The organism is Priestia flexa NBRC 15715 (assembly GCF_001591565.1).
Lineage (GTDB): Bacteria > Bacillota > Bacilli > Bacillales > Bacillaceae_H > Priestia > Priestia flexa.
Map to the genome: position 1 here is coordinate 1 of NZ_BCVD01000044.1, position 26875 is coordinate 26875.

At 37.7% G+C, this 26875-nt stretch carries 24 protein-coding genes; 5 read left to right on the forward strand and 19 right to left on the reverse strand.

Going from position 1 to position 26875, the window contains the following annotated elements; genetic code table 11:
- Positions 1-216: 216 nt before the first annotated feature.
- The 6 genes from BFL01S_RS09420 to BFL01S_RS09445 form a co-directional block, all read right to left on the reverse strand.
- Entirely contained in the window at positions 217-1830 is a 1614-nt protein-coding gene (locus BFL01S_RS09420; protein WP_061785543.1) for a putative polysaccharide biosynthesis protein, read from the reverse strand.
- Positions 1831-1983: 153 nt separating this feature from the next.
- Positions 1984-2412, reverse strand: a complete 429-nt coding sequence (locus BFL01S_RS09425) for a DUF4188 domain-containing protein (protein WP_090752826.1) — start codon at positions 2410-2412, stop codon at positions 1984-1986.
- Between the two features lie 202 nt (positions 2413-2614).
- Entirely contained in the window at positions 2615-3223 is a 609-nt protein-coding gene (locus tag BFL01S_RS09430) for a DUF2812 domain-containing protein (RefSeq protein WP_061785544.1), read from the reverse strand.
- Between the two features lie 6 nt (positions 3224-3229).
- Positions 3230-3496 carry a PadR family transcriptional regulator gene (locus BFL01S_RS09435; RefSeq protein WP_061785558.1) on the reverse strand — a complete coding sequence of 89 codons (267 nt, stop codon included), beginning with the start codon at positions 3494-3496 and terminating at the stop codon, positions 3230-3232.
- Positions 3497-3661: 165 nt separating this feature from the next.
- A complete protein-coding gene (locus BFL01S_RS09440) occupies positions 3662-4225 on the reverse strand; it encodes a histidine phosphatase family protein (RefSeq protein WP_061785545.1) in 564 nt (187 codons plus the stop codon).
- Between the two features lie 394 nt (positions 4226-4619).
- Positions 4620-5354: a DsbA family oxidoreductase gene (locus tag BFL01S_RS09445; protein WP_025910941.1), complete on the reverse strand. Its 735-nt coding sequence runs from the start codon at positions 5352-5354 to the stop codon at positions 4620-4622.
- Positions 5355-5992: 638 nt separating this feature from the next.
- Between BFL01S_RS09445 and BFL01S_RS09450 the strand changes: the two genes are divergently transcribed.
- Both BFL01S_RS09450 and BFL01S_RS09455 read left to right on the forward strand, forming a co-directional pair.
- On the forward strand, positions 5993-6535 hold the full coding sequence (locus tag BFL01S_RS09450) for a hypothetical protein (RefSeq protein WP_025910939.1): 543 nt from the start codon (positions 5993-5995) through the stop codon (positions 6533-6535).
- A complete protein-coding gene (locus BFL01S_RS09455) occupies positions 6478-6960 on the forward strand; it encodes a DUF6241 domain-containing protein (protein WP_061785546.1) in 483 nt (160 codons plus the stop codon). Before BFL01S_RS09450 ends, BFL01S_RS09455 begins: the two co-directional genes overlap by 58 nt.
- A 34-nt stretch (positions 6961-6994) precedes the next feature.
- On the opposite strand, the gene BFL01S_RS09460 is transcribed toward BFL01S_RS09455, so the two are convergent.
- From BFL01S_RS09460 to BFL01S_RS09475, 4 genes are all read right to left on the reverse strand, one after another.
- Positions 6995-8464 (reverse strand): glycoside hydrolase family 32 protein, encoded by a 1470-nt coding sequence (locus tag BFL01S_RS09460; protein ID WP_061785547.1) that lies wholly within the window; start codon positions 8462-8464, stop codon positions 6995-6997.
- Between the two features lie 12 nt (positions 8465-8476).
- On the reverse strand, positions 8477-9715 hold the full coding sequence (locus BFL01S_RS09465; protein ID WP_025910936.1) for an MFS transporter: 1239 nt from the start codon (positions 9713-9715) through the stop codon (positions 8477-8479).
- 134 nt (positions 9716-9849) lie between these two features.
- On the reverse strand, positions 9850-10833 hold the full coding sequence (locus BFL01S_RS09470) for a LacI family DNA-binding transcriptional regulator (protein WP_061785548.1): 984 nt from the start codon (positions 10831-10833) through the stop codon (positions 9850-9852).
- Between the two features lie 101 nt (positions 10834-10934).
- Positions 10935-12245, reverse strand: a complete 1311-nt coding sequence (locus BFL01S_RS09475; RefSeq protein WP_061785549.1) for a TolB-like translocation protein — start codon at positions 12243-12245, stop codon at positions 10935-10937.
- Between the two features lie 241 nt (positions 12246-12486).
- On the opposite strand from BFL01S_RS09475, the gene BFL01S_RS09480 reads away from it, so the two are divergent.
- The gene (locus BFL01S_RS09480) at positions 12487-13629 is read left to right on the forward strand and encodes a SpoIIE family protein phosphatase (protein WP_061785550.1); all 1143 of its coding nucleotides are present in this window, start codon (positions 12487-12489) and stop codon (positions 13627-13629) included.
- Between the two features lie 32 nt (positions 13630-13661).
- Here the strand turns inward: BFL01S_RS09480 and BFL01S_RS09485 are convergent, their stop codons facing one another.
- Positions 13662-14513 (reverse strand): CheR family methyltransferase, encoded by an 852-nt coding sequence (locus BFL01S_RS09485; RefSeq protein WP_025910927.1) that lies wholly within the window; start codon positions 14511-14513, stop codon positions 13662-13664.
- Between the two features lie 27 nt (positions 14514-14540).
- Entirely contained in the window at positions 14541-17294 is a 2754-nt protein-coding gene (locus BFL01S_RS09490) for a CHASE3 domain-containing protein (protein WP_061785551.1), read from the reverse strand.
- Positions 17295-17495: 201 nt separating this feature from the next.
- On the opposite strand from BFL01S_RS09490, the gene BFL01S_RS09495 reads away from it, so the two are divergent.
- A complete protein-coding gene (locus BFL01S_RS09495; protein WP_061785552.1) occupies positions 17496-18266 on the forward strand; it encodes a DUF2628 domain-containing protein in 771 nt (256 codons plus the stop codon).
- Between the two features lie 51 nt (positions 18267-18317).
- Here the strand turns inward: BFL01S_RS09495 and BFL01S_RS09500 are convergent, their stop codons facing one another.
- The 4 genes from BFL01S_RS09500 to BFL01S_RS09515 form a co-directional block, all read right to left on the reverse strand.
- Entirely contained in the window at positions 18318-18626 is a 309-nt protein-coding gene (locus BFL01S_RS09500; protein ID WP_025910921.1) for an MGMT family protein, read from the reverse strand.
- 115 nt (positions 18627-18741) lie between these two features.
- Complete coding sequence (gene cysI / locus BFL01S_RS09505; protein WP_061785553.1) at positions 18742-20463, reverse strand: assimilatory sulfite reductase (NADPH) hemoprotein subunit; 1722 nt, start codon at positions 20461-20463, stop codon at positions 18742-18744.
- Positions 20464-20485: 22 nt separating this feature from the next.
- On the reverse strand, positions 20486-22300 hold the full coding sequence (locus tag BFL01S_RS09510) for an assimilatory sulfite reductase (NADPH) flavoprotein subunit (protein ID WP_025910918.1): 1815 nt from the start codon (positions 22298-22300) through the stop codon (positions 20486-20488).
- Positions 22301-22767: 467 nt separating this feature from the next.
- Positions 22768-23535 (reverse strand): class I SAM-dependent methyltransferase, encoded by a 768-nt coding sequence (locus tag BFL01S_RS09515; protein ID WP_061785554.1) that lies wholly within the window; start codon positions 23533-23535, stop codon positions 22768-22770.
- A 114-nt stretch (positions 23536-23649) separates the two neighbouring features.
- On the opposite strand from BFL01S_RS09515, the gene BFL01S_RS09520 reads away from it, so the two are divergent.
- On the forward strand, positions 23650-24540 hold the full coding sequence (locus tag BFL01S_RS09520) for a LysR family transcriptional regulator (RefSeq protein WP_061785555.1): 891 nt from the start codon (positions 23650-23652) through the stop codon (positions 24538-24540).
- Positions 24541-24557: 17 nt separating this feature from the next.
- On the opposite strand, the gene BFL01S_RS09525 is transcribed toward BFL01S_RS09520, so the two are convergent.
- The 3 genes from BFL01S_RS09525 to BFL01S_RS20390 form a co-directional block, all read right to left on the reverse strand.
- Positions 24558-25154 carry a DUF6944 family repetitive protein gene (locus BFL01S_RS09525; RefSeq protein WP_061785556.1) on the reverse strand — a complete coding sequence of 199 codons (597 nt, stop codon included), beginning with the start codon at positions 25152-25154 and terminating at the stop codon, positions 24558-24560.
- 113 nt (positions 25155-25267) lie between these two features.
- A complete protein-coding gene (locus BFL01S_RS09530) occupies positions 25268-26479 on the reverse strand; it encodes a multidrug effflux MFS transporter (protein WP_061785557.1) in 1212 nt (403 codons plus the stop codon).
- A gap of 50 nt (positions 26480-26529) precedes the next feature.
- Positions 26530-26703 carry a hypothetical protein gene (locus BFL01S_RS20390; protein WP_153301140.1) on the reverse strand — a complete coding sequence of 58 codons (174 nt, stop codon included), beginning with the start codon at positions 26701-26703 and terminating at the stop codon, positions 26530-26532.
- Positions 26704-26875 lie beyond the last annotated feature (172 nt).

Consider the following 26875-nt stretch of genomic DNA (forward strand, 5'->3'; position numbering starts at 1 on the left):
ACTGAAAGCCATAGTCCTGTTTTATGATCATCGTTCATTTTATCTGCTGTTGTTACAACCATTAAAATATGTTTTGACTTATTAAGTTCCTCTTGAAAACGTGTATTGTTTTGTACTACAAGTCATATTGTACGACCTCATTTTCGATAATACAAATTAAAAAATAAACCATTATATATAAATATATTTATATATAAATAACTAAGGAGAAAAGCATCATGATACTTTTCTCCTTGGCTTTTTAAATAGATCCCGTATTTCGCTGTTACTAAAACTGCAACCCATATAAATACCTGCTCCCGCTATTGCTGAAAGAATAGCTGTAAGGACAGAAGCAGTATAATCCTGTACAGCGCCTGCTAACCAAACCGTTAACAATTTGCTCATGATAAACACAACGATTCCCATGAACGTTACGTGCACAATGGATATTTTCATTCTGGCAAGCTCGGGGATGATGCGGTATGACAGAGCTTTTTTAATAAGATGGAAATTATATAAAACAGAGACGCCATAGCCTACGTACGTCGCCAAAATTGGTGTGAGTTCTTTAAAAGATGAAAGTAGTGCAATATTTAGACTCAGCTTCAGTATAATCCCAATTAGCAAACCAGCAATGACCTTTTTCTGCTGATTAATTCCTTGTAAAATAGCTGCTGTAATAGTAAATAAACCAAATAAAATGGCCATTGGTGCGTACCATTGGAGAACAAAACCTCCCAGCTCATAGCTGCTTCCTGACGGAAAAATCATTCGATAAACAGGCTTTGCTAACAGTGATAAACCAACAGCAGCAGGAAGCGTCAAAAAGAAAAAGAGCTGCAGAACCTGCGTAATTTTCTGCTTCACATTATTTATTTCACCTTTTGTATAAGAAGTCGTAATGCTTGGAAGCAGTGACATCCCAAAAGCAGTTGCTAGTGAGACTGGAATCATTACCAATATCTGCGCAAGACCAATAACTGCATTGACTGTTTCGGCTTTTTCTTGGGTATAGCCAATCGATTGAAACAACGCATTAATTGTAAACGTATCGATATTTTGATAGATAGGAATGGCTAATCCAACAATTACAAATGGAATGCTATAACTTAATAGCTCCTTTAACATTGAAGCAATCGGAATTTTTTTGTTCTCTCGACTGTTCTGTACTTGTTTATAAATAAAATGCTTGCGCTTTTGATACACAGTTACCAATATAAGAAGACCTGCGCCGCCTCCCATCACTGCACCAAATGTCGCCACTCCAACCGCGCTTGTTATACTACCATTAAACATTGTTAACACAGCATACGCGCCACATACGATAAACAGAACGCGAACGACCTGCTCAATTACCGTGCTCAAAGCCGAGGGACCCATTGATTGATTGCCTTGAAAATACCCTCGTAGTAAGCTCATTGTTGGAATGATAAGAAGAGCAAAGCTGACCATTCGAATTACGTAAACTACGTCATCAATACTATTTCCACTTCCATCTTGCCTTCCAACAACGAAATGGGCTAAAGTTGGAGCTAAAGCATATAAAGTTGCGCATGCTATAAACCCAGTCACCATCATTAAAAACAAGCCAAACTTCAATAAATCTTGACTTGCCCGATAGTTTCCTAGCCCATTATATTTTGACACGTACTTGGAAACGGCTAGCGGGAGACCCATTGTCGATAAGCTAATCATAAGACCATAAGGCCCATACGCATATTTATAAAGAGCGTATCCTTCATCTCCTACCAAATTCATAAATGGAATAATATAAACAAACCCTAAGATTTTTGAGATAAACGTAGCAGCTGTTAAAAAAAACGTGCCACGGACTAACTTGTTATTCATATTCCTCTCCTCGCTAAAAAAAGCAGCTATAAGCCACTTTTAAACTCTTCATCTTTCACTTCACTCTTGGTTGTTTCATTACTTTTTTCTATTATTCGTTAACAAAAGCTTTTAAGTACCATTATTAATTTGCAATTGTAACCAACAATGAATTTATGAATGCTCTTTCGTCAACCTTTCTCTCGCAGACTCTAACCCTCGATTTACAGGCCTGTGCCCTTTTGCTTTCGCCAGTCCAAACAGCGGCATGTTTGCATAAATGGACTCATACGCATTTGCTTCGACTTTATACGTTTCATGATAGATCCCAACCGTTCCATCGCTTCCAATTCGCTGATTAAACTTCTTCCATGCTTTTAAATGACGAGCTCCTTTTGCATAGGACTCAAGTTGTTCAAAGCTTTTCCAGTATTGTATTAAAGTCATTGTTTTCCATGAAAAAGACATTTCCGTATGTAAAAAGCCGAGCTCTTTGTTTTGATAAAGTTCTTTTATCATCGGCGGCATTGCCATAAATACAGGAAGCCATTTTGAGAAAGAAAATAGTTTATTAATTCTCATACCGATAATAAACACAACCATATCTTCTTCTCAATCTGCCGTATAGCGCCCGTTGTAAATCTGCTTTGCCAACACCTTCACCTCCCAGTAATCATGTATAGTTTACCAGTTATTTCAAAGGAACACTATAACTTAAATTACATTTTTTACATATTAATTCTCTTGTTACTAAGAATGTACAAACAGCAAGGGCAGGCTTCAAACCTGAAGCCTGCCCTTGCTGTTACGAAGATAGCTCTTTAACTTTTTTTGCGTACTTCCGATAAGTTAAGACAAATATAATTCCACATATAATCATAATCCACGGGCTCAAAAATCTCATTAAAGCAAAGGGCGTTTCAAATAGAAAGCCCAATATAAATTGAGGATTTTCCATCTCCCAAAGGCCTTGAGTATAGTAAGCTGCTTTTGGATTCCAAACTGCTTCAAAGTTTTTATCAGAGTAAAACATCATAATGAAAAACAAAATAAAGACCATGAAGAAACCATTGTAGTTCATTAATCGCTTGTAATACGAAATTTGAGAGGAAAGGTCTGAAAACAACTCCGTATCTCCGTCTGGTTCCCCCATCCAATACTGTGTATGACTCATTTTTGTTCCAGCAATATGCTTCCACCCATAGTCTTCATAGAGCGTTTTATAAGATAAGAAATCAGCTTTATTTTTAAACGTTTGGTGATCAAGTCGAATAACATGACTTACAGCAGAGCTTTTAATAAAACGATAGCTTCCAAACATCCCAACTCGTTGACAAAGCCATCCTTTTCTTATCATTTCATTGAGCCAGTCTTCTTCTTTCTCCACATCGATAAACAGTTTAAATTTCTTCATGATCACTCACTCCTTATATAAAGAAAGTATATGGGCTAAGCGCTGTTGTTCAACTTTCAAAATACGCTTCCCTTCGTCTGTGATGTTATATACTTTTCTCCTCGGATCATCAGATGGGACCTGCTTAATCCACTTTTGTTTTAATAAATTTTCAATCGCTCCGTATAGCGTTCCGGCTGCAATCCGAACATCATGATTACTTAGCTCTTCAATTCTTTTCATAATCGCGTATCCGTGCAAAGGTTCTCGTAAAGCTAATAAAATATAGTGCATTGTTTCTGATAACGGAAGAAGTTTATGCTTTTTCACTTATTCACCCTCTTTATACAGTTCAACTTTATACAGTTAAACTATATATAGTTTAACTGTATATGTCAACATTTTTCCAAAAAGATAAAAAAAGCCATCGCTTCCAAAAGCGATGACTTTACCTACTTATTAAGGAGACTCATATGTAATGCACTTCCAATGTTTGCTGCTCATTTTTTCATATGTAACCCAGCCCATTTTCTCTAGTTCTTTTGCGAGTAAACGATTAAAAAATCCGTGACCAACAAGGACAACTGTCTCTTTATTTTTGGCATATTGAACTAAGCGTTCTGCTCCAATTTTTGCTCGCTTTCTCGCTTGCTTGTACGACTCACATGACTGACTGTATCCAGCCAGCCATAAAAGCCTTAATATGACAAGCCAAACAGCTGGTTTGCATTTAATAAACTGACCAAATGTACATTGAGGGAGCTCTACTTCTCTAAAGATACTGTCTGAGTTTAATCGTGACCCTCTCGTCAATAGATTAGCTGAGTGTTGACTTCTTTTTAAGTCACTCGTTAGTACGATGCCGCTGCTAGCAACAATTTCGACCGTTGACTGCGGGTACTCTTCTTCTTCCTGAACGCCTTTTTCGTCATAAGCTGACACCCATTCACGAAATTGTTCACTGCTTATTTTTTCATTTTCGTTCCAAGCAGATTTACCATGTCTTATAAACGATATTTTCATAGATACTCCTTTTCCCAATTGTCCCACTTATACATTACCAAAATATTCAATTTATTTCTATTGTCAATATTGTGAAATCTAAGCTCACTTCTTGAAGGAATGCTACACATTTGTTTAATTTTAACAATTCACTATTTATAACGCTACCTTTATCTTTGCGTTAATTCAAAATGCAAACTGGATCACCTTTCAATTTGATGATACTGAATATACACTTACAAAAAAGGAGTTGGAAAGCTGGTATACTCAACAACTAAGCGATTTCTCCAGTGAACAGTCACTAAAAGAGTTAGCTACAGATTATCTAAACGGCGAAGAAAAAGTGAATAAATTATTCCATTAAAAAAGGAGGAGCTTAAGCTCTCTCCTTTTTTCTTACGATATAACTTACTAGTTATTGTTCATCTTTTGATGGAACGGCACAGTTCCCATCCACGCAGGCTGCATCTACAGAGCTATCCCCAGATAAATCCTGCAGTTTAGGAGCCGGGTTTTCTTCTGCCCATACTTTTTCAAGAGCACTTGTGAACGTTTCTTTTGGCTGTGCGCCTGAAATAGCATACTTTTGATTAATGACAAAAAACGGAACACCCGTTACGCCGTATTGTTGCGCTAAACTTTCATCAATACGGACATCATTTGAGTACGACGTTTTATCTTCCAGAACGGCTAGTGCTTCTGAGCGATCTAAGCCCGCTTCTTCCGCTACGCTTACAAGAACCTCACGATCACCAAGATTTTTTGATTCTGTAAAATACGCATAGAGTAATTTTTCAGTGATTACTTCTTCTTGACCTTTTGTTTTAGCAAACTTTGCTAAGCGATGCGCATCAAAGGTATTCGTCGGCTTCATATTATCAAAATTAAACGTTAGTCCAACGCTTTTAGCCTGCTGGCCGATACCTTCATTTGCCTGCTGCGCTTGTTCAATCGTCATGCCATACTTTTTCGCTAACGCTTCATTAATGGTTTGACCTGTATTTAGTGGCGCATTTTGATCAAGCTCAAAGCTTTTAAACTCCACTTCAACATCATCTTTATGTGGAAACTGCGCAAGGGCATCCTCTAAACGACGTTTTCCAATATAACAAAATGGGCAAACAAAGTCCGACCATACTTCAATTTTCATAACTCGCACCTCTTCAATTCAAGATATTTGTTATCATACCATATGACTGAAGAAACTCTTAATAAGATGCTCAATGTTGGCGCTTAAATATGGTAAGGTAAAATCGTTTTCGCTCAACTTCTTGCACGTGTAGTTCATGAATGGTTTTTACCACATAATCATTTACGTAAATCATATTTGTTCCTCCTTTTATTTCGCCGCAATGAGGGCTTTAATTATTTCATTCCAGTATTCTTTAAACATATGCTTTTTCGTTTCAACATTTTGTTTAGCTGTCATTATTGGTTCCTCCTCTATTACTAACGCTCTCTTTCTTTCTATCTTCATTGTATGAATAAAGAGCTTTTATCGTATCCATCACCTGCCGTATCTTTTGGTATGTTTTTCTACAACTTTAGCCTGAGTTTTTACTACGACTTCAAAAAATGAATTTTTTTCCTTTTGTTATGTTACTTTATTTAAAACGAGCAGTTATACTTTTCATATACACATAGAGAGATACATGGAATTTTCCTTATTTGTTAAGCTGAACAGCACTATACTATGATTAGAAAATTTAATTTCACAAGAAAGATTAGCTGAAATGATTGTCATGATAGAATTGACTACCTTGAAGTAAGAAGGAGGAACCTAGGTATATGAACCCTATTTTTCTAGCCATTATACTGGGAGAAGTCGCTTTTTGGATGTTCTTGGCTTTAGGATTGCTTTGTCGGTATGTATGGAAAAAAGAAAAGCTCTCTCTTGTTTTGTTAGCAGCAACACCGCTTATTGATTTATTTCTGTTAGGAGTTACATTTATCGATTTATCCACCGGAACAAAGCCAACCTTTTTTCACGGCTTATCGGCAGCATATATTGCATTTTCCATCGTTTATGGCCACCAAACCATCAAGTGGGCAGACGAATGGGCGAACCATAAATGGAATAACGGTACGCTTCCTGAGAAAATCTGTTTAGTTGGTGAAGCAAAAAAGCAAGAGCAGTGGCGCTCCTTTTACCGTTTTTGTAAGTGCTCTCTTATTATGCTTATATTGATTGGATCTGCTTTTTTTATCGTTCCCTTTCAAGATACGTTTTGGCTCATTTACTGGCTCATAGCCATTATTTCTTCCGTATTTATTTGGTTCATTATGGGTCCGCTTCGATTAACGACAAAAAAGCAGGATACTCCTCTTTAACCACAGCTGCTTCTGTTGAAAAGGAAAAAGCAGAAGAAATTGAAGAAGAAATTAAAGAACAAACAAGCTTTATAGGTGGCGTATCAGAAGAACTCGGTATAACCGCTGATTCTGAAGAAAGTGAAGTGATGCAAATTATGCACGAGATGACTCATCAAAAAGTGCGTGCTCAGGATAAATGGGGGGCGGTTCCTTTAACAAATGAAAATGTCAAAAAAGTGATTGCAATTGTAGAAGCAAGTTCTTTTGAACATAAAACAGACATGCTAACGATCTTAAAACGTTGGGAAAATGATAATTTTTCAAGAGTTGCAGAAGACCATAACTTTTTTTGGAGACTTCAAGGTGGAAATGTTGGTCAAGCCTACGGCACACTAACAATTGAAGAAGAACAAAAATTCATTGAGAATAATTTTGCAGAGTAGCGAAAAAGCACGGGACTAGTCCCGTGCTTTTTGCTTATTTCTCATTCCAAATATCTTTTAATTTCCAGCACGTTGCTTTTTTCAGTAGACTTTTTCCTGAACAACTTGTAAATTCTACACTGCGATACGGTTCTGTTGGATAGATACGACTTGTCATCGTAGCCTCTCCTTCATTAATAAATACTTCAATCGAAGAGCGGTCAACAAAAATACGTAGCTTCAACTGGTCACTAGCTGCTAGTTTGACACGACGAATTCCATCTTTTTTCTTGCCTGATTTAGAGCAATCAAGCCTAAGTTTATTTGTAGATTTGTCATAGGCAAGAACTGTGGCTTCGTTTTCGATGCCTCGAAGTACTAGCTCTACCTTCTCTGCATTCGTCACCTCTAACACAGCTTCAACCTCAAACATTGAACCCTGCACACCCATTTCATAGCTAGAAGTAATCGTTTGATTTTCAATCGCTGACAGCTTCTTTTCTCGAAGCTGTGTCACCTCTGCAACAGGCACCATCTTTATCTTTCCATCAGCTGAAAGCGTAAGTTCTCTAGGTAATGTAAGTGCTCCGCACCAGCCATCTTTCTTTGTAGGCATATCCGATTCCCACATATCCATCCAGCCAATTGCAATCCGACGGTTTTTATCGTCTAAAAATGTTTGAACCGCATAAAAGTCATGACCATAATCTAACTCAATAAATTCTCCATGCCCAAACTTGTTCTTGTCGTACTCATATTCTCCAATCATATAGCCCGTTTGAAACAAGTTTTTAAAGTGATCTCCAGCTTCTTTTATCCCCTGTGGTGACATCAGTAGAACATGTTTACCGTTAAGCTCAAAGAAATCTGGACATTCCCACATATAACCAAGCTGCTCGTTTCCTTCTGCTAGTACGCCAATATACTCCCAGTTTCGAAGGTTTGGAGAGCGATATAAAATAACGCGACCAATGTTGTTTTTTGAATTCCCCACTATCATATACCAATCCCTTCCGCGCTTCCATACTTTTGGGTCACGAAAATGATGAGAGCTATCTGCTGGCGGCTTTTCAATAACTGGATTCTCGACTACCTTTTTGAAATGTACTCCATCTGTACTGACTGCAATATTTTGGTTTTGATAAAACAAGTCTCTTTCTTTGTCGATATAATGATGTCCCGTATAAATTAACGTAAGCTCTCCATCATTATCAACTGCGCTACCAGAAAAGCAGCCATCCTTGTCACAAGCATCTTCTGGAGCAAGTGCAATCGGAAGATGTTCCCAATTAACTAAATCTAAGCTTTTCACATGTCCCCAGTGCATAGGACCCCAATTTTCATCATAAGGATGATGCTGATAAAAAACGTGATACTCTCCTTTAAATTGAACAAGGCCATTTGGATCATTAATCCAATTTGCTGGAGCCATAATGTGATAGCCGAGACGATGACGATTGTTTACCTTTTTCTTTGCTTGTTCCACTGCTTCCGTTGCTTGTTGAATTCCGTTCGTTGTTAACATATTCATTCCCCCCTACACTATTTTAGGTACATTGTTAGCCTGCTTCAGCACAGGTTGTTTTTTGTGATTTAACAATGTAAAGATTGATAGAATGGTGAAAAATAACACAAAGCCACCCATAATTAAGTACGTAGATCTAAAACCAACTAAATCATATAACATTCCTGCAAGTGGAGACATGATAGAAGCTCCTACCTGTGAGGCAAACTGAAAGCCAACCAAGTAAAGAATAGATGATAAGCGTGTATCGAAGTTGGCCGCTAAATATTTAAAGATAGCAATTAACATGATTGGTAGTTCAAGCGCATGAATGAGTTTCATAGATGAAATCCCAATTGGCCCACCAACCAGGCCAGACCCTATGATGCGAAGTGCCATAAGGAGACCTGCTAGAATTAAACTATTCTTTGCTCCAAGCTTATTAACAATAAAAGGTGCTAGAAACATCATTCCAGCTTCCAAGAAAACTTGAAATGAATTTAAATAACCAAAAACCTGATTTCCCAACTGCTCTGTTGGAAATAATGATGCGTAGTAGATAGGAAATTGCTGGTCATATACGCCGTAAATGCACGTAACGCCAAGTATATAAACCATGAAGAACCAGAAGTCCTTCAATAAAAAGAGATTCCAAACGTCTTTCATTTTAACGGATTCAGCTTTATTCATCTCTGAATCTGTCATTTCAACTTTAACCGATAAAATGATTAAAACCAGAATGATAGCGGATACAGAAGCGACCCAAAAATTAATGTTTGGATTGATATTAAACAGCTGTCCTGCAAAAAACGTCGCTGCCGCCCAGCCTAAAGATCCCCACATTCTCGATTTTCCATATTCGAAGCTATACTTTCTACTCACTTTTTCAATATAAGATTCGATAGCTCCAATCCCTGCTAAGAAGGCAACACCAAGGTATAATCCCCCTACTACGGCTCCAACTATTACATTGGCTTGGAGTAACGGACCATAGACAAATACGTAAAAAGGTCCCACAAACACAAGCAGTGTACTAATAAAAAATAAAATGTTTTTCTTTAAACCAATTTTATCGGAAACATATCCATAAATCGGCTGCATACAAAGAGCAAAGATAGCGTTTACAGAAAAGATAATGCCTGTTTCAGCCCCGTTTAGATTCATCTCTTGTCCAAGCCAAATCGAAAATAATGAGTAGCTCGATGACCACGTAAAAAAGAAAAAGAAAAAATAAGCGCTTAGCTTCCAATACAAATTTTTAGATTTATTCATCCCTCTAACCCCTTTGAAGTGAACTCATTCCCCAATATTTGAAAGCACTTTCAAATATATTCTATGTCAACCGGTTTCATATGTCAACGGGTTGACACAAAAAAAACACATAGCCCATTTTAGGCTATGTATCGTTACGTTGTGCTTCCTTCCAATAACTGAACGGGAAGCTTGGTTTCTAAAGGCAGTTCACCAAACTTTCCTTCAATAGCTTGCAATAACAGTTCAACAGATCGCTGAGCAATTTGTTCAACCGGCTGCTTGATAGTCGTTAACTCCGGAAGAAGCGTTTGTGTTACCTCAGTTCCGTCATATCCCACTACTTTTAAATCGCTAGGAACATCTCTTCCTCGCCTCTTTGCTTCTCGTAAAACAGAAGCTGCAATGACATCATCACTGGCAAAAATCCCATCTACGTTAACTTGTTCATCAAACAGCTGTTCAATTATTCCCTGTTGACTGCGTCGATCAAACGTCGCGGGAATTTCATAAGTAATTGGTTCTTTTCCACTTTGTCTCATCACGTCTTCGTATGCTTTTCGTCTAAACCTCGCTGGCGTTTCTAATTCGGCTGGTCCATTCAAATGAACAATATGATGACACCCTTTTTTCACCAACAATTCCGTCGCTAGCTTTCCTCCTTCATAATTGTCTGAGCTGACAACGGGTATCGTTTCAGATAAATTTCGGTCAATAGCTACGACAGCGAGATGCTCCTTGTGATAATTAATAATTCCTCGGTTATGGGTTCCAACAATAATTCCGTCCACTTGGTTACGCATTAACATTTCAACGTATTTTTCTTCTTCATCTACTCGGTTTAAACTGTTGCACAACAATACTTTGTAGCCTAATTTGGTACAGATATTTTCAATATAAAACGTCAGTTCACCAAAGAATGGATTGGCAACCGTTGGAAAGATTAAACCAATGACGTTTGTGCGCTTATTAAACAAAGAACGTGCTACATCATTCGGGAAATAGTTAATATCTTTCATCGCTTGATGCACGCGTGTTTTTGTTTCTTCACTAATATACCCTCTATTATTTAAAACGCGCGACACCGTCGTTGGTGATACGCCAGCGCGCTTGGCTACATCGCTAATCTTTGGTTTCATTCAGTAATCCCCCTGTTTTATGAAAACGATTCACCTTATTATACCTCGTTTTTCAAATAGAAAAAACAGGTACAGTCCACCTGTACCTGTTGCAGCTCTTATTATAGTGAATGATTATGCGTTGTCGTCACTTGCTTTATGACAAACGCAATGAGAAATAAGATAATGCTGCATGCCGCGATGCCAATTGATAACGTCCCAATTGCAATGCCCACCCATGGATCAAAAACAGCTGCTGTAACAAAGCTTGCTACAACTCCTACAATAGCAATGCTAAGACTAATAATCGAAATTACGTATGGTTTATGCTTATTTTTATGAAACGAGTATGTGAATAAAGAAAGCAGTACGACGTATAATAGCCCAATTGTATATCCATTTCCTATATAGCCTACTAACTTGTTCAGCGCGCTATTATTCGTATCTTTAGGAACTGATAACTTTACTTCTTGTATTTCTTTTGTTTTTAGATCAATTGTTTTTAACTTATACTCTTCAGGTTGTGCTGCCCAGGCTGTATCATGTAGAAAAATAACTTTATTTTGCTTATGAAAAAACACAGGAGAATTCACGCTAGATTTTAACGTTGTTAACTGCTCTGTTTTATTTGATTGAATATCAAATAAAAATAGTTCATATTCATATAACGAGCTGTTTTCAGACTCTTTTGAGACTGCTGTATACGCTACTTGATCACCAGATGGTGTAAAAGTTGTTTCATAGATATCTCCTGTTAGTTTATTGTAATTTACACGCTGTTCTTTGTTTGCTTTTAGATTATATGAGTAGAGCTCTTCATGCTCATTAAAAACGGTATAATATACGTCATCATCATCAACAGCTAAATCTCCCATTGAAAAATAGTCTTTCTTTGTTAGTTGCTTGACCTTTCCAGTCTGTACATCTGCAACGTAGAGATTACTTCCACCTTCTGCTGTTCCTTCTAATTTCCCAAGATCTGAAGCAGGCATTCCGATAAAATATATTTGCTGATTATTCTTTGAAAATACAGCATCCGTTACGTGTAGAGAATCATCACTAACCTTTTGAGGTGTTTGCCCATCCGCATTCGTAACATTAAGAACGTTTTGCTCATTAGCATCCGCTTTCTTTGCTAAAAATAAAAACTTTTTGCCGTCATTTGAATAGCGCGGTGTATGACTCCGAGTTTCACTCGACGTTGTAAGCTGCTGGACATCCTTTCCACTTATACTCGAACTGTAAATCTGTTCATTTCCATTTGTATAATATGAAAATAACAAACGATCGTCATTTGGGGAAATTGAAATTTCACTCCCTAAGCCTGTAAAAAAACGATACGGATCGTTACTTTGAGTATATGATAAATAAATGCTGCTAATTAATAATGCAAAAACAACAGCCTTAGCGCCCCATAAAAATCCTTTTTTCAACACTATCCTTCCTTTCCTTATCCATTATTTACATATTAACCCATTTAACTTTAGAATTCTAGAAAATTATTACATTATCACCTAGTTTAACTCTCTGTATTTCCGTAGAGGCAAATTTTATTATTAACATTAAGAGATGTTAATACCACAAGCCATATAAGTTTTGTATAATAAAGCTTAAAAGAAAATGTATGCTTGAAAACTGAATAGTCTTCAAACAAGATAAGGGGAAAGATAAAGAATGGCCATTTTATTGGTAGACGATAATTCCATCAATTTATTTGTAATTGATAAAATTTTAAAAGGTGCTGGTTATACTGATACCGTATCACTAACATCGGCACAAGAGCTTTTCACCTATCTAAGAGTAGATGATCCTCATGCAAAAACACCGCCTGTTGATTTAATTCTATTAGATATTATGATGCCTGAAATTGATGGTATTGAAGCGTGTCGCCGTATTCAAACCGTCGAGCGTTTGAGAAACATCCCTATTATTTTTGTCACCGCTCTTGAGGACTCTTCAAAGCTTGTTGAAGCACTCGACGCTGGAGGAAGTGACTATATTACAAAGCCCATTAACAAAGTAGAGCTGCTGGCACGCATACGCGTTGCGCTTCGACTAAAATCAGAGCTCGACTGGCACGCTGAGCATGAAAAGAAAATTCAAACAGAACTTGATTTAGCTACAAACGTTCAGCGAAATCTTCTTAGCCAATTGTTAAAAGAAGATGATATTAAAATGGACGTATCCTATTTACCATCTTTTAAGCTCGCTGGAGATATGTATTATTGCCATAAAATTGATAAACACCGATACGGAATTATTTTATTTGATATGATGGGGCACGGAATTTCGGCTTCTCTTGTCTGTATGTTTATCTCATCTGTCCTTAGAGAAGCTATTAAGCTTCTTGTTGATCCTGAGCTTGTGATTAAAGAGTTAAATCGCTACATGACCTTGCTACATACGGAAAAAGATCATATTCCTTATTATTTTACCGGTATCTATGTTGTGATTGATACAAAAAAGAAAACGATCGAATACGTAAATGCTGGGCATCCCCCTGGCTTTATGTTGATTGATGGCAAGGAAGTCTTACCGTTGGAGCGAGGAAGCTGTGCAGTTGGTTTTTTTGATGACATTAACGTCAACAAGTTTACAGTGTCTTTTGAAGAAGATGTTCAACTTCTATTATTTACAGATGGTGCACTAGAAGCGATGGGACCTTCGGAAGTCGAGGCAACTGAACAACTGAAATTAATTACTTCTCAAAAATGGGAGGATACATCAATTATCATGGATCAAATCCTCCCTCCCGAACAGCGTGAAAACCAGCCAGATGACATGTGTTTACTGCTTGTTCAAGCTAAATCTATTTAAAAAGGTCGAGAGCATGCGCTCTCGACCTTTCTTCATGTAGTTATTTTTCGATAAATTCGCTCATTTCCCACAAACTCTTCGTAGAATTCAGAGCCAGCTGAAAAACGCAGCGTTTCTTTATCTCCAAGTCCTAAAAATCCACCTTCACATAAGCTTTCTGAAAACAGCCCATATACTTGCTCTTGAAGCTCATTTGTAAAGTAAATGAGCACGTTACGACAAATAATAACGTGAAACTCATTAAATGAGTGATCTGTTACTAAGTTATGCTGTGCAAAAATGATATTTTTTAATAAGCTTCGATGGAAATAAGCATATAGATGATCGGTTTGATAATACTGTGAAAAGGCTTCTGTTCCACCTGCTTGCATATAGTTTTTTGTATAATCTTTCATTTTCCGAAGTGAAAACGTTCCTTGTCTTGCCTTTTGAAGCACGTCTTCGTTCATATCTGTTGCATATATAACTGCTCTATCTAATAATCCCTCTTCTTGTAACAGGATAGCCATTGAAAATACTTCCTCACCTGTTGCACAGCCAGCATGCCAAATTCGAATTTCTTTATGCTGTCTTAGTAAAGGTATTACCTGCATACGAAACGCTTTAAAAAACGTTGGGTTTCGGAACATCTCTGTTACATTAATTGATAGATCGTTTAAAATTTGCTCTAGAAACTCCTCGTCATGCACAACTTTTTCAATTACTCTTGAAATCGTTGGAATGCCATCGATGTTCATTCGGTTTTGAATTCGCCGGTATACAGAGGACTGAGCATACTTTCTAAAATCAAATCCAGATAGTCGATAAATCGCTTCTAATAGCAGCTTCAGCTCTAGATTTGATTTATACGATGCTTCGTTTACTTCTAGTTGATTTGTATCCATACGTAACATCCTTTTTCATTACTTAACTCAGCTTGCCAACCACACGCGCATCACGGAAAATAACTGACTTAAATCTAACGGCTTGCTAATATAGTCAGACGCTCCTGCTTCTAAGCATTTTTCACGATCATTTTTCATCGCTTTTGCGGTTAATGCAATAATTGGTAAATCAGTTAATTCCAACTCTCGACGAATCTTTTGCATTGTTTCATATCCGTCCATATACGGCATCATAATATCCATTAAAATTAAGTCAATATGATGCTCTTTTGACTCTACAATCTCTAAACACTCAAGGCCATTTTGAGCCGTGATGATGTCCATTCCCTGCTTTTTCAACGCTGTTTGTAAAGCAAAAATATTACGTTGGTCATCATCAACAATTAATACTTTCTTTCCTTGGAATACATTTGATTCATTTATAGTTGAAGTATCTTCTTCTTGATTGTCAATTTTGCTTTCTACCTGTGTTTCAGCGACTTCCACTTCATTAAAAGTCACCGCCACTTGGTTGTACGCTTCTTCTAGCTGAGTATAATCCACAGCCCCATTAATTAAGCTTGGTAAATAAAGCGTAAACGAACTTCCTTTACTTACTTCACTATGAAGTGTAATAAAACCACCTAAAAGCTTTGCAAATTCGCTACAAATGGACAGCCCTAAACCTGTACCACCGTACTTCCGAACCGTGGCGCCATCTGCTTGTTGGAAGGCTTCAAAAATCAGTTCATGCTTTTCTTTAGGAATACCAATTCCAGTATCCCTTACTTCAAACTCGAGCCAGCAGTTCGACTCCACTAATTCTTTTAGTGGGTGAGAGATGCTTTCACTTGCTCGTCGAATGAAAATAGATACTTCTCCTTGATGAGTAAATTTAAAAGCATTGGATAGCAAATTCTTCAAAATTTGTTGAACACGCTTTTCATCCGTTATAAACAGATTCGGTACATCATCCTCTTTGTATACATGAAAAGCTACATTTTTCTTTTCAGATACATGAGCAAACTGACGCTCTAGCTGTTGTGGAAGCTCGCTCATGTTAACTTCACTTAGAAGCAGCTCTAGCTTTCCTGCTTCTACTTTTGATAAATCTAAAATATCATTAATTAACCCTAATAAATCACTGCCTGAAGAGTGGATAATGCGTGCATACTCTTCTTCTTCATCTGTAAGCCTATTATCTCCATTTTCCGAAAGCATCTCTGATAGGATTAATATACTGTTAAGCGGCGTACGAAGCTCATGAGACATATTTGCTAAAAACTCAGACTTGTACTGTGAGTTCAATTCAAGCTGATTTGCTTTTTCTTCTAGCTCTTTTTTTGCAACCAGAAGCTCTTCGGACTGATGTTCTGCATCTCGCGTGCGCTCCTCTAACTGTTCATTGATGGTTTGAAGCTCTTCAGATTGCATCTGAAGCTCTTCGGACTGCGTTTGAAGCTCTTCGGACTGTGCTTGAAGCTCTTCAGTCATTGCTTGAGATTCCGAAAGTAATCGAGCAATTTCCATTCGTCTCGTAACGCTATTTATCGTCAGTCCAAACGTCTCAATCACCTGATTCATAAGCTCTTTTTCAAGCGCAGTAAAGTCTTCTAAGCTTGCTAATTCAATAACCGCGATAACTTCACCTTCAAATAAAACAGGAGCAATAAGCACACTTTTAGGTACGGTTGCACCTAAGCCTGTACCAATCAATTGATACCCTTGGGGTAAATCTGTTAAGCATAACTGTTTCTTCTCTAATGCACATTGTCCAATAAGCCCTTGTCCCATTTTAAATGATTCTCTTCCTACGTCTTCAAACCGATCAGCAACACTTGCTTCTTTTACAAACTCAATCTCATCATGCTCATCATTTCGAATATAAAATGCACCGTATGAAGCACCTGTTATTTTAGAAACCGTTAGTAGAAATTGCTCAGCTAATGTTCGAATAGACGTAATGCCTTGATACATAGTCACGACTTCTGCCAGGTTGGTTTGAAGCCAATTTCGGTCTTCTACACTATCTAGTAGCTCGTTAGTTGCATCACCTAGCTCTTTGATTTCATCGTTTGTTTTAACTCTAATTCGCGTATTTAACTGATTTTTTGATGTAGCAATCTGTTTGATTGTATTTGTAACTTCTTTCATTGTATTAACAATTGATCTTGATAAAAAAACGCCAATTACAGTTGAAAATAAGGCGACAAATACGAGAAGACCATACATGCCTAAGGTAATATTTTTATTTTGGCTATCTAATTCCACCGCTCGTTGTTCGGTCATTGCTTTTTCCGTTTCACGAAACGAATTAAATTGACTGCGCATGTCATCCATGTAGCGGCGACCAGAATCTACTTTAAAAAACGATTCTAGCTCTTCTTTGTTACCTTCTTGCTTCCATTTAATTGTTGGTTCTCCAGCGCTTTCAACCCAACTCTCAATGGTTGACTTTATTTCCTTTAGCTTCTCTTGTTGAGAATTATCATCTAATAATCGATATAACTTATTATAATCGTCTCTCCATTGAGATTGTCCTTGTTCATAAGGTGCTAAATAACTTGAATCCCCTGTGAGTACATACCCGCGTTGACCCGTTTCCATGTTCAACAAACTATTTTCAATTCGACCTGTTAACTCATGAATTTGGATATCGTGATCAATAATAAAATTTCGCTCTTGTTGTAACGACTTAATTTGGTTATTTAAAAGAATAATAGCTATAAATAAGCTACAAACAATAAAGAAATAGCCGCCTAAAATCTTTGTTCGTATCCCCATTTTCCATTTCGTTTTCATATATGTTCCTGCCTTTACTTATTCATCTTACAGTGTATCTATTATACACTGAAAAAGATTTTTCCTATACTGTTTTTTAATTTAAAGAACACGGGTTAGCATTCGGGCTAAAAAGCACCTATTAAACACATAAATCTACTTGTTTCATTTCCATTAATAGCTTATTCTAGATTGGATAAGAAAAAAGAAAGGAGGATCTAGATGCTAGATTCAACAATTCATCCTCTATCATTTGATGCTCAACATAAAGTAGTGCAAACCAACACCTCTTACTACCATACAAAATGGAGCTCGGTCACAGACCCTGCCAAAAATAACAGTTGGAACTGGATGGCCTTTTTATTTTTTCCATTCTGGCTTGCCTACCGCAAGTTATATAAAATCTTTTTAATTATTGCGCTGATTGATATCCCACTGCTCGTTGCAACATATATCATTGATATCCCATTTCTCGTTGAATTACTTTTTTATTTGGTGATTGCCATAGTAATAGGAATAAATGCTAATCGTTGGTATTATAAACATGCTTTTAAACTAGTACAGTCCGCTATGGATCTCCCAGAAGAAAAGCAAATTCTTTATTTAAAAGATAAAGGTGGCACACACATCGGTAGTTTAATTGGATTAAACGCACTCGTTATTGCTTTTAGTATTGGTGCTGATTACGGATTATCTTATTTACCGACTAAAACAAATGCTAAAGACATTATGAAGTACAGCGATGAAGGAATAACGCTAGAAGCATTTACGGATAATCCAACGTGGACGTATATCAAAAAAGAAGATAATCATCATATTATTCAGTTTAAAGGCTATGACTATGCTGAAAAAGAACATGTACGCATCCTATTCTATACATATATTCATAAGCAAGTATACGAGTGGCATGAAGTCTACATAAATGGCAAGAAGCTAAGTGATGAAGAAGCTGAGGAATATGAATATTGGATTGAAGATAATACGTGGTATTAAAAAAAGAAGGTGCACGCTACCTTCTTTTTTTATGAATTAGTTTACTAATCACTATTTCTTTTGGTTCAAGCGATAATGTTCTATTATTACTTTTCCTTCTTTTACAGAAATACCTTCTTTCTCTAAAAATGTCGCTTGAGTCCAAGCAGCTTCTTCACTTTTAATTACAATCTCACCTTTTGCATTTACAACACGATGCCACGGTAATTTATGCTTTTGACTCATAGAGTGTAGAATGCGAGCTACTTGTCTCGCTGCCTGTGGGTTTCCTGCTTCCTTTGCAATTTGTCCATATGTCATAATGTACCCACTAGGGATTCTTTGAATAATTTGAATAACCCGCTCCGTAAATTCCTTCAAGGACTTTCACTCTCCTTTTAAACCGACTTGTCTTTTTAGTATATGTACAAGCTTCTCGTTCGGTTCATGGACTCATAAAAAAAAGACAGAGGAGAGCCCTCTGTCTTTTTCTTTCTTAATCGTGGAAGTTCGTACCGTCCGTTACTGCTTTCACAACGCCAACGCGTACAACGAAATCACCGAAGTGTTCACCATCATGACGCTCTTTTGCATAGCGGCTAATTAGCACGCGTAGCTCGCTTAAGATTTCGCTTTCACTGATGTTCTCACGATACATTTTACTTAAACGACTGCCGTCAAAAGCAGCCCCTAAGTACATATTATATTTTCCTGGCGCTTTACCGATAAAGGCAATTTCACCAAGTGTAGGTCTAGCGCATCCATTTGGACAGCCTGTCATACGAATCGTAATTTCCTGATTACGAAGACCGTTTTCATCTAAAATTTCATCGATTTGTTCAATAAGCGTCGGCAAGTAGCGCTCTGCTTCTGCCATCGCTAATCCACAGGTAGGTAACGATACACAAGCAAGTGAACTGCGACGAAGCGCGGAATAATGCTTGCCGTCTGTCAATCCATATTGTTCAATTAATTCACTAATTTGCTTTTTCTTTTGGCTTGATACATTAGCAATAACTAAATTTTGATTGGCTGTTAAGCGGAAGTCTCCAGTATGCACTTTCGCAATTTCACGCAATCCAGTCATTAACGGATAGCCATCGTAATCCGTTACGCGACCACCTTGAACAAATAGTGTAAAATGCCATTTTCCTCTGACACCTTTTTCCCAGCCATAGCGATCGCCGTTATGTTCAAAGTGAAATTCTTTCGCTTCTTCAAGTTTCCACCCTAGGCGATTTTCTAATTCTTTAACGACAGTATCTAACCCTAAGCGATCAACCGTATACTTAAAGCGCGCGTATTTACGCACAGAGCGGTTACCGTAGTCACGCTGAATTGTAATAATTTTTTCAGCCACTTCAAGTATTCGGTCTGGTGTACAGAAACCAATCACTTTTGCTAGTTGCGGGTACGTTTGCTTATCCCCGTGCGTCATCCCCATGCCGCCGCCGATTGCAACGTTAAAACCAACTAGCTTACCTTCTTCAACAATTGCAATAAAACCTAGGTCTTGAGAGTATACGTCAACATCATTTGATGGCGGCACCGCAATTCCAATTTTGAATTTACGAGGTAGGTATAACGGGCCGTACATTGGCTCAGTTTCTTCATCCACTTCAGGCGTTGAAGCAACTTTTTCTTCATCTAACCAAAGCTCATGATATGCTCGCGTACGTGGTAATAGATAATCACTGAGTTGCTTTGACCATTCAAATACTTCTTCATGAATGTCAGATTGATACGGATTTGGATTACACATCACGTTACGATTTACGTCACCACATGCTGCAATTGTATCAAGCATTGATGCATGGATATCTTGAATTGTTTGCTTCATGTTCCACTTTAAAATACCATGCATTTGAAATGCTTGACGTGTTGTTAACTTAAGCGTGCCGTTTCCGTATTTCTGAGCTAAATCATCCATAACAAGCCATTGTTCAGGCGTTGAAACTCCACCTGGTGTACGAACGCGAAGCATGAACTGATAAGCTGGCTCTAGCTTTTGCTTCTGACGCTCGTTACGAAGATCACGGTCATCTTGCAAATAGCTGCCATGAAATTTCATTAAACGATTATCGTCATCCGAAATTCCTGAGCTAATCGGTTCAAGCATCGATTCCTTTAATGTACCGCGCAGGTAATTACTGTCTTTTTTTATACGCTCAACGTCACTTGGAGGACCTTCGGGCGCTTTTAAAATTTTGTTAACCATGTTGAAACTCTCCTTTCAATCCTCAATATACGTCGCGCTGATAACGCTTTTGCTGCTGCATATCAGCTAAGTATTGCTCTGCTTGTTCACGGCTTACATTGCCTTCTTGTTCAATAATATCAATTAGCGTATTGTGCACATCATGTGCCATATGCTTTTCGTCTCCACAAATATAAACAACTGCACCTTCTTCTAACCACTCAAAAAGCTCTTTACTATGCTCTTTCATACGATGCTGAACATATACCTTTTCAGCTGTATCACGTGAAAATGCAACATCCATCTTGGTAAGTACACCGTCCTTTAACCACTGTTGCCATTCCGTTTGATATAGGAAGTCTGTTACAAAGTGCTGATCGCCAAAGAACATCCATGACTTACCTTCCGCACCAACCTCTTCACGCTCTTGCATAAACGAACGAAACGGTGCAACTCCCGTTCCTGGCCCCACCATAATAATTGGCGTTTCAGGATTGCTTGGAAGCTTAAAGTTTTGATTATGTTGAATATAAACAGGTAAAGTATCACCTGGCTGTAAGCGTTCTGCGCATAAAATAGAACATACGCCTTTACGCTCTCTTCCGTGTGAATCATAGCGCACTGCTCCAATTGTTAAATGCACTTCATCAGGATTAGCTTCTAAACTACTTGCAATTGAATATAAACGTGCTGGTAGCTTGCGCAATAAGGCAACAAAATCTCCAACTGAAACTCCAAGCGGACCAAAGTCTTTAATAAGGTCTAAAAGATCACGCCCATAGACATACTCTTTTACTTTTGCGCTATCGCTGATAAGAGCATGCAGTTCTTCATTTCCTGTAAGCTTTGCCACTTGTTCAAGAAGCGGTTTTGTTAATGTAGTAATTTCAAAGTTTGAAATGAGCGCTTCACGTAGAGAACGCACATCGCCTTGTTTGTTCACCTTCACTACTTCATCTGGGTTGAAACCTAGCTCCGAAATTAATGAATCAACAAGCTCAGGATCATTCTCTGGATAAACGCCCAAGCTGTCTCCAGGTTCAAACGTTAATCCAGAACCTTCTAAAGATAGCTCTAAGTGACGCGTTTCTTTATTTGATCCGCGACCGTTTAAGTTTAAATTTTCTAGTACTTCTGCTTTAAATGGATTCGTTCTAGAGTAAGTTGATGGCTGAGCTGATGCGTCTTCCACTGCTACAGCCGCCTCCATTTGAGCGCCGCTACCTTCACTTAAACCATTCAAAACACCTTCTGTCCACTCTGCTGCTAGTTCTTCAAAATCTAAATCGCAGTCAACTCGTGGATATAAGCGCGTACCGCCTAGCTCTTCTAAGCGTTGGTCAAACTCTTTTCCTGTTTGACAGAAAAACTCATAAGAACTGTCTCCAAGAGAAAGAACTGAAAAGCGTAAATTTTCAAGCTTTGGAGCGCGTTTTCCGTGTAAAAACTCATGGAATGAGAGCGCGTTATCAGGTGGCTCCCCCTCTCCGTGTGTGCTTACGACAATGAGTAAATTCTCAAGTTTTTTAAGGGTATTGGGTTTAAATTCACTCATAGATGCGACTTTAACATTAAAGCCTTTTGCTTCTAATGTTTTACCCGTTTGACCTGCCAAGTTTTGAGCATTTCCTGTTTGAGATCCATAAAGGATTGTTACGTCTTTAGACACAGGCTGAGCAACTGATACGCTCTGCACCGATTCAGCAACAGGTGCTGATACTGCTGCTGGTGCTGAACCGCTCGCAGCCAAGTATCCCCCTAGCCAAATTTTTTGGGATTCTGTTAGCGTTGGTAGTAGCTTATTTAATAATTCTACCTGCTCTTGATTAAAAGGACTGTTTGTGACCTGAAGTTGCAAAAATATCCACCTCACAAAGGAATATAAAGCTTAGTATGTATACAAATTATACAAAATGATTTCATTATTCTGACGAATTTTTCTCTAAAAATCTCTTAATCTCTACTATTCCTATTTTTTTAATTGATTTTACACTAAAATTCAAAAGTAGTAAAATACAGATAATTTATTAGTTGTATTAAAAATATTAATATGAGGCTTCAGAAAACATAATAATGGTATTTAAACAAAAAGGAGCTAAAACATAACGATATGATTCCTTCTCAAAGACGAAGTATTACTTTATTATAATAGTTAGGTTGTAAAAACAAGTTCGTTGCATTGCGCTACAGACACTCTTTTTTTAAATTATCTTCCGAACCAACCAAAAACATCCGAACTATCAAACAGCGTTAACCGTCGACAATTCGGACAGATCATTGACTGAAATACTTATGTCCCAGTCTCTAGTTTATAGATGGACTATTTCATTCTCTTATTACCACTATTCGAATACGTTGATAATCGGCTTCAAACTGACCTTTTATATACAGCTGTGGCTTAAGATGCTTAGTAACTTGTCCAAAAAGGTGTGTCTTCTCACTATGACTAAGGCCTGTCACAAAATCACCAGCAAAACTTTCTAACCATTGCTGCATACCGTCCTCACCATCAGCTAACGGTGTAATGCGATTAAAGTGCTGTGCAAAGAGCACTTTAAACCCGGTCTCTTCAAGCAACGCGCTATATTCTCCTATACTAGGAAAATACCAAGGGTTCCTTTCTTTTGCATCAATGCTATATTCATGTTGTAGAAAATACGAAATGCTCTCAATGATGGTTTGAATATTTCCTTTCCCACCGAATTCGGCAACAAATCGCCCTTTTGGTTTTAAAGCTCGATAAACTGATGATAATACACCTTTAGCATCTTTCATCCAGTGAAGCGCTGCGTTTGAAAAAATCGCATCGTATGGTTGATTAACTTCGAATGACTGTCCTTCTCCGACATTAAATTGTATGTGTGAATACTTGTTTCTAGCAGCATTAATCATTTCTTCGGAATAGTCTATACCCGTGACTAACGCATTATGCTCAGCAATTTTTGCAGTTAAATCACCTGTACCGCATCCTAAATCTAAAATCCGTTCACCTTCTCTAGGAGAAAGAATATCAATTAAACTTTCACCATACTTTGAAACAAACTGCATCTTTTGGTCATATAAAGAAGGATTCCAAACATTTATTGAGTTCATTTTTAACTAACCCCTTTTTAGAAATATTTGTTATATTTATCCTACATACTAAATGATTTAATGGCTAATATATGGTAGCTATTACATTGATAGTTTAAAACTATGGAGGAAAAAATGGAGATACGCTTATTTCAATATGTAATAGAAATCTACAAGATGAAAAGCTTTACGAAAGCCGCTGCGAATTTACATATCGCTCAGCCTTCTTTAAGTAAACAAATCTCCAAGCTAGAAGATGAGCTGGGTATTTTATTATTTAATCGTTATTCAACTGGTATTGAAATAACAGAGAAAGGCAAGCTGTTTGTTGTAAGAGCACAGGCTATTTTACGTATGCATGACAATTTACAAAAAGAGCTAGAGGATTCCAAAAACATAAAAGAAAACAGTATCACAATTGGCGTTACCCCTATCACAGGTGGACATGTTCTTCCGCCTTTGCTAAAGCAGTTTATGCATCAGTATCAAACTGTAAAAGTAAAGTTTCTGGAAGACTCAAGCGAAAATATACTGAAATTATTGGTCAACGCTAAAGTAGATTTTGCTTTGCTATCACTTCCGATTAAAGATGAACGCTTAAAATATGAACCTTTTTTAACAGAAGCTCTCTACCTTGCTGTTCCAAAGAATTCGCCCAATTGGCTACCACCTTTATCGAATCGCTTAACCGATTACGAAAATTGCCCATTCATCTTATTAAAAAGCGGGTTTGACTTTCGCTCGAAGGTACTCTCTTTATGTGCAAATCACCAGTTTCAACCAGCAGTAGCTTATGAAACAAGTAGTATTGAAACAGCTCAAGCATTAGTTTTGAACGGCCTTGGAGTTACCATTGTTCCTGAAATGGTTATTAAACATGATAATCCTTCCACAATTCGCTATATAAAACTAGAGCACGCTACGCGTACGCTTGTATTCGCTCACGTTAAGAATTTTTACCTTAGTCAAGCTTCAAAGAACTTTATAAATATGGCAAAAAGCACCGAAGTTTCTACTTTCAACTAGAACCTCGGTGCTTCCTTTTATTCTTCCTCTTCTTCTATAACCTGACCGATGAACGATAGTACAGATCCACCTGCTTGAATCCAGCTTCCAAACACATTTAATACTTCTCCTTTATTATTATCTTCATCAGAACCATTATCTGTCCCTGTTGCTTCTTCTAGTTCTTCTGCTCTTAAATCATACCCATCACCTAGAGCTTGCATCGAATTCCCAATAATTTGCATGATATTTCCGACGATGCTATATACCTCTCCAATATTTGAGTCGTCCTTTAACTCATCTCCTAAAGCAGCCGCTCCTCCCAAAGCTTGCATTAAGTTTCCAGAAATAGTAAGACGAGTTTGTGCTTCCCCTTCTTCTAACAAAAGAAGGCCTGCAACAATGGTGGAGTTGCCGACAGCTTGAATTTCGTTTCCAATTTTTTCGAGTGAGATTTCTCCTTGCCCATTTGCTTCTAATGCGTTACCTGTTCCCTGAAGTAAGTTCCCCCAAAGATTTAAATTGTACTTAGCTTGTTCAGAAAGCCACCAGAAAGGCGTACTTCCAACTGCGGCCGTTATGGTTCCGATAGCGGCAATTGCAGCTCCAACTACTTCCAATTGTCCATTCTCCATCCATGCCACGCCCCGTCATAAAGTTCTTTTTACAGCATATGCATGAGAAATTGAAAGTGATTTCATCTAAAAAATAGCCCTTTACGTTATGTAAAGCGCTATTTTTTGTAATGTTATCCTTTTTTATTTACAAGTAACATATAAGCACATAAAGCAAGTAACTCACAGATTGCAATAACAATTCCCATCGCTAAATCCGTATTGTTTCCAAATGCGCCTACTAACGGCGCTACGGATCCTCCTAGTAAAAATGGGAGTAGTCCTAATAAAGCAGCTGCACTCCCCGCTTGTTTTCCTTGAGTTTGCATAGCTAATGAAAATACCGTTGTATTGACAATCCCAACGCTTGTTACTGAGAAGAATAAAAAAACACACAGCAGCAACACAGAGTCTGTAAATAAAATAGCGAGCACTAAGCTAATGCTGCCAACAGCAGCTTGAATCAGACCATACGTCAGCAAGATACTTTCAGAAATTCTTCCTGCCAAACGTCCCGTCACCTGCGTGGCAATAATTAAACCTAAACCATTAATAGCAAACACAGCACTAAACATTTGTGGAGACAACCCATAAATTTCTTGAAGAACAAATGTTGAGCCCGAAATGTAAGCAAACATTGCGCTCATTACGAACCCTTGCGTCAACGCGTAACCTACAAATGTTTTGTCTTTCACTAAGCTTCCAAAGGTTTGTAAAATCTCTTTAAATCCGCCTGTTTTACGGCGTTCCGGCGGTAGTGTTTCATCTAGTCCAACCATAACGCTGATTAACATAACTAAGCCAATTACGGTTAAAACACCGAATACTCCTCGCCACGATACGAACTCCAGTACTTGACCTCCTGCAATCGGTGCTACAATAGGTGCTAACCCGTTAACGAGCATCAGCATTGCAAAAAATTTAGTTAAATCTGTTCCTGAAAACAAGTCTCGCACGCTCGCTCTTGAAATGACCATACCAGCCGCCCCTGCAGCTCCTTGAATAAAGCGTAAGGCAATAAATATCCAAATAGTAGGTGCCACAACGCATAAAGCTGAAGCGATTGTATAGATAATAATTGAAATAACGAGAGGCTTTTTTCGACCTTTAATATCGCTAAAAGGCCCCATTAACAGTTGACCAAACGCTAACCCAATCAAGCAGGCTGTTAAACTAATTTGAACTAAAGATGTTGTCGCATCAAGTTCTTTTGCAATTGTTGGCAGAGCGGGTAAATACATATCGATTGTAAAAGGCCCAAATGCACCCAGCCCTCCTAAAATTAAAACAAGCAGCAAACGGCTTTTTGAACCAACTGCTATATTTTGCGCAAGCTCTCTTTGCATAATATTCTCTCCTTTTTACCCAAATGAAAAAGAGCAACTGTATCCGTTGCTCATTGAACTAAAAACAAAATTTTAACCAGTAAATATAAAATCCATATTGAGACAATTAAAATTAATCCATTTAAAAGACGATTTTGAAACGTTTGAGTTTTTTTCTTTGGCTGAGCTTGTTTTCTTCGTTCAGAACGACTCATGGGCTGTTGATTATCATGATTCGCTAACATGATCTTGCATCTCCAATCTTACTAACAAAATCTTTTCTCGCTAAATAGTTTACCACACTTCTACTAAATAGTGGAGAATAACCATTACAAAAAAGAGGGTGGGACATAACAAAACAAATTTTCAAAAAGACACACAATCTCTTTTCTCACCTCTTTACGTTATCAGAACACG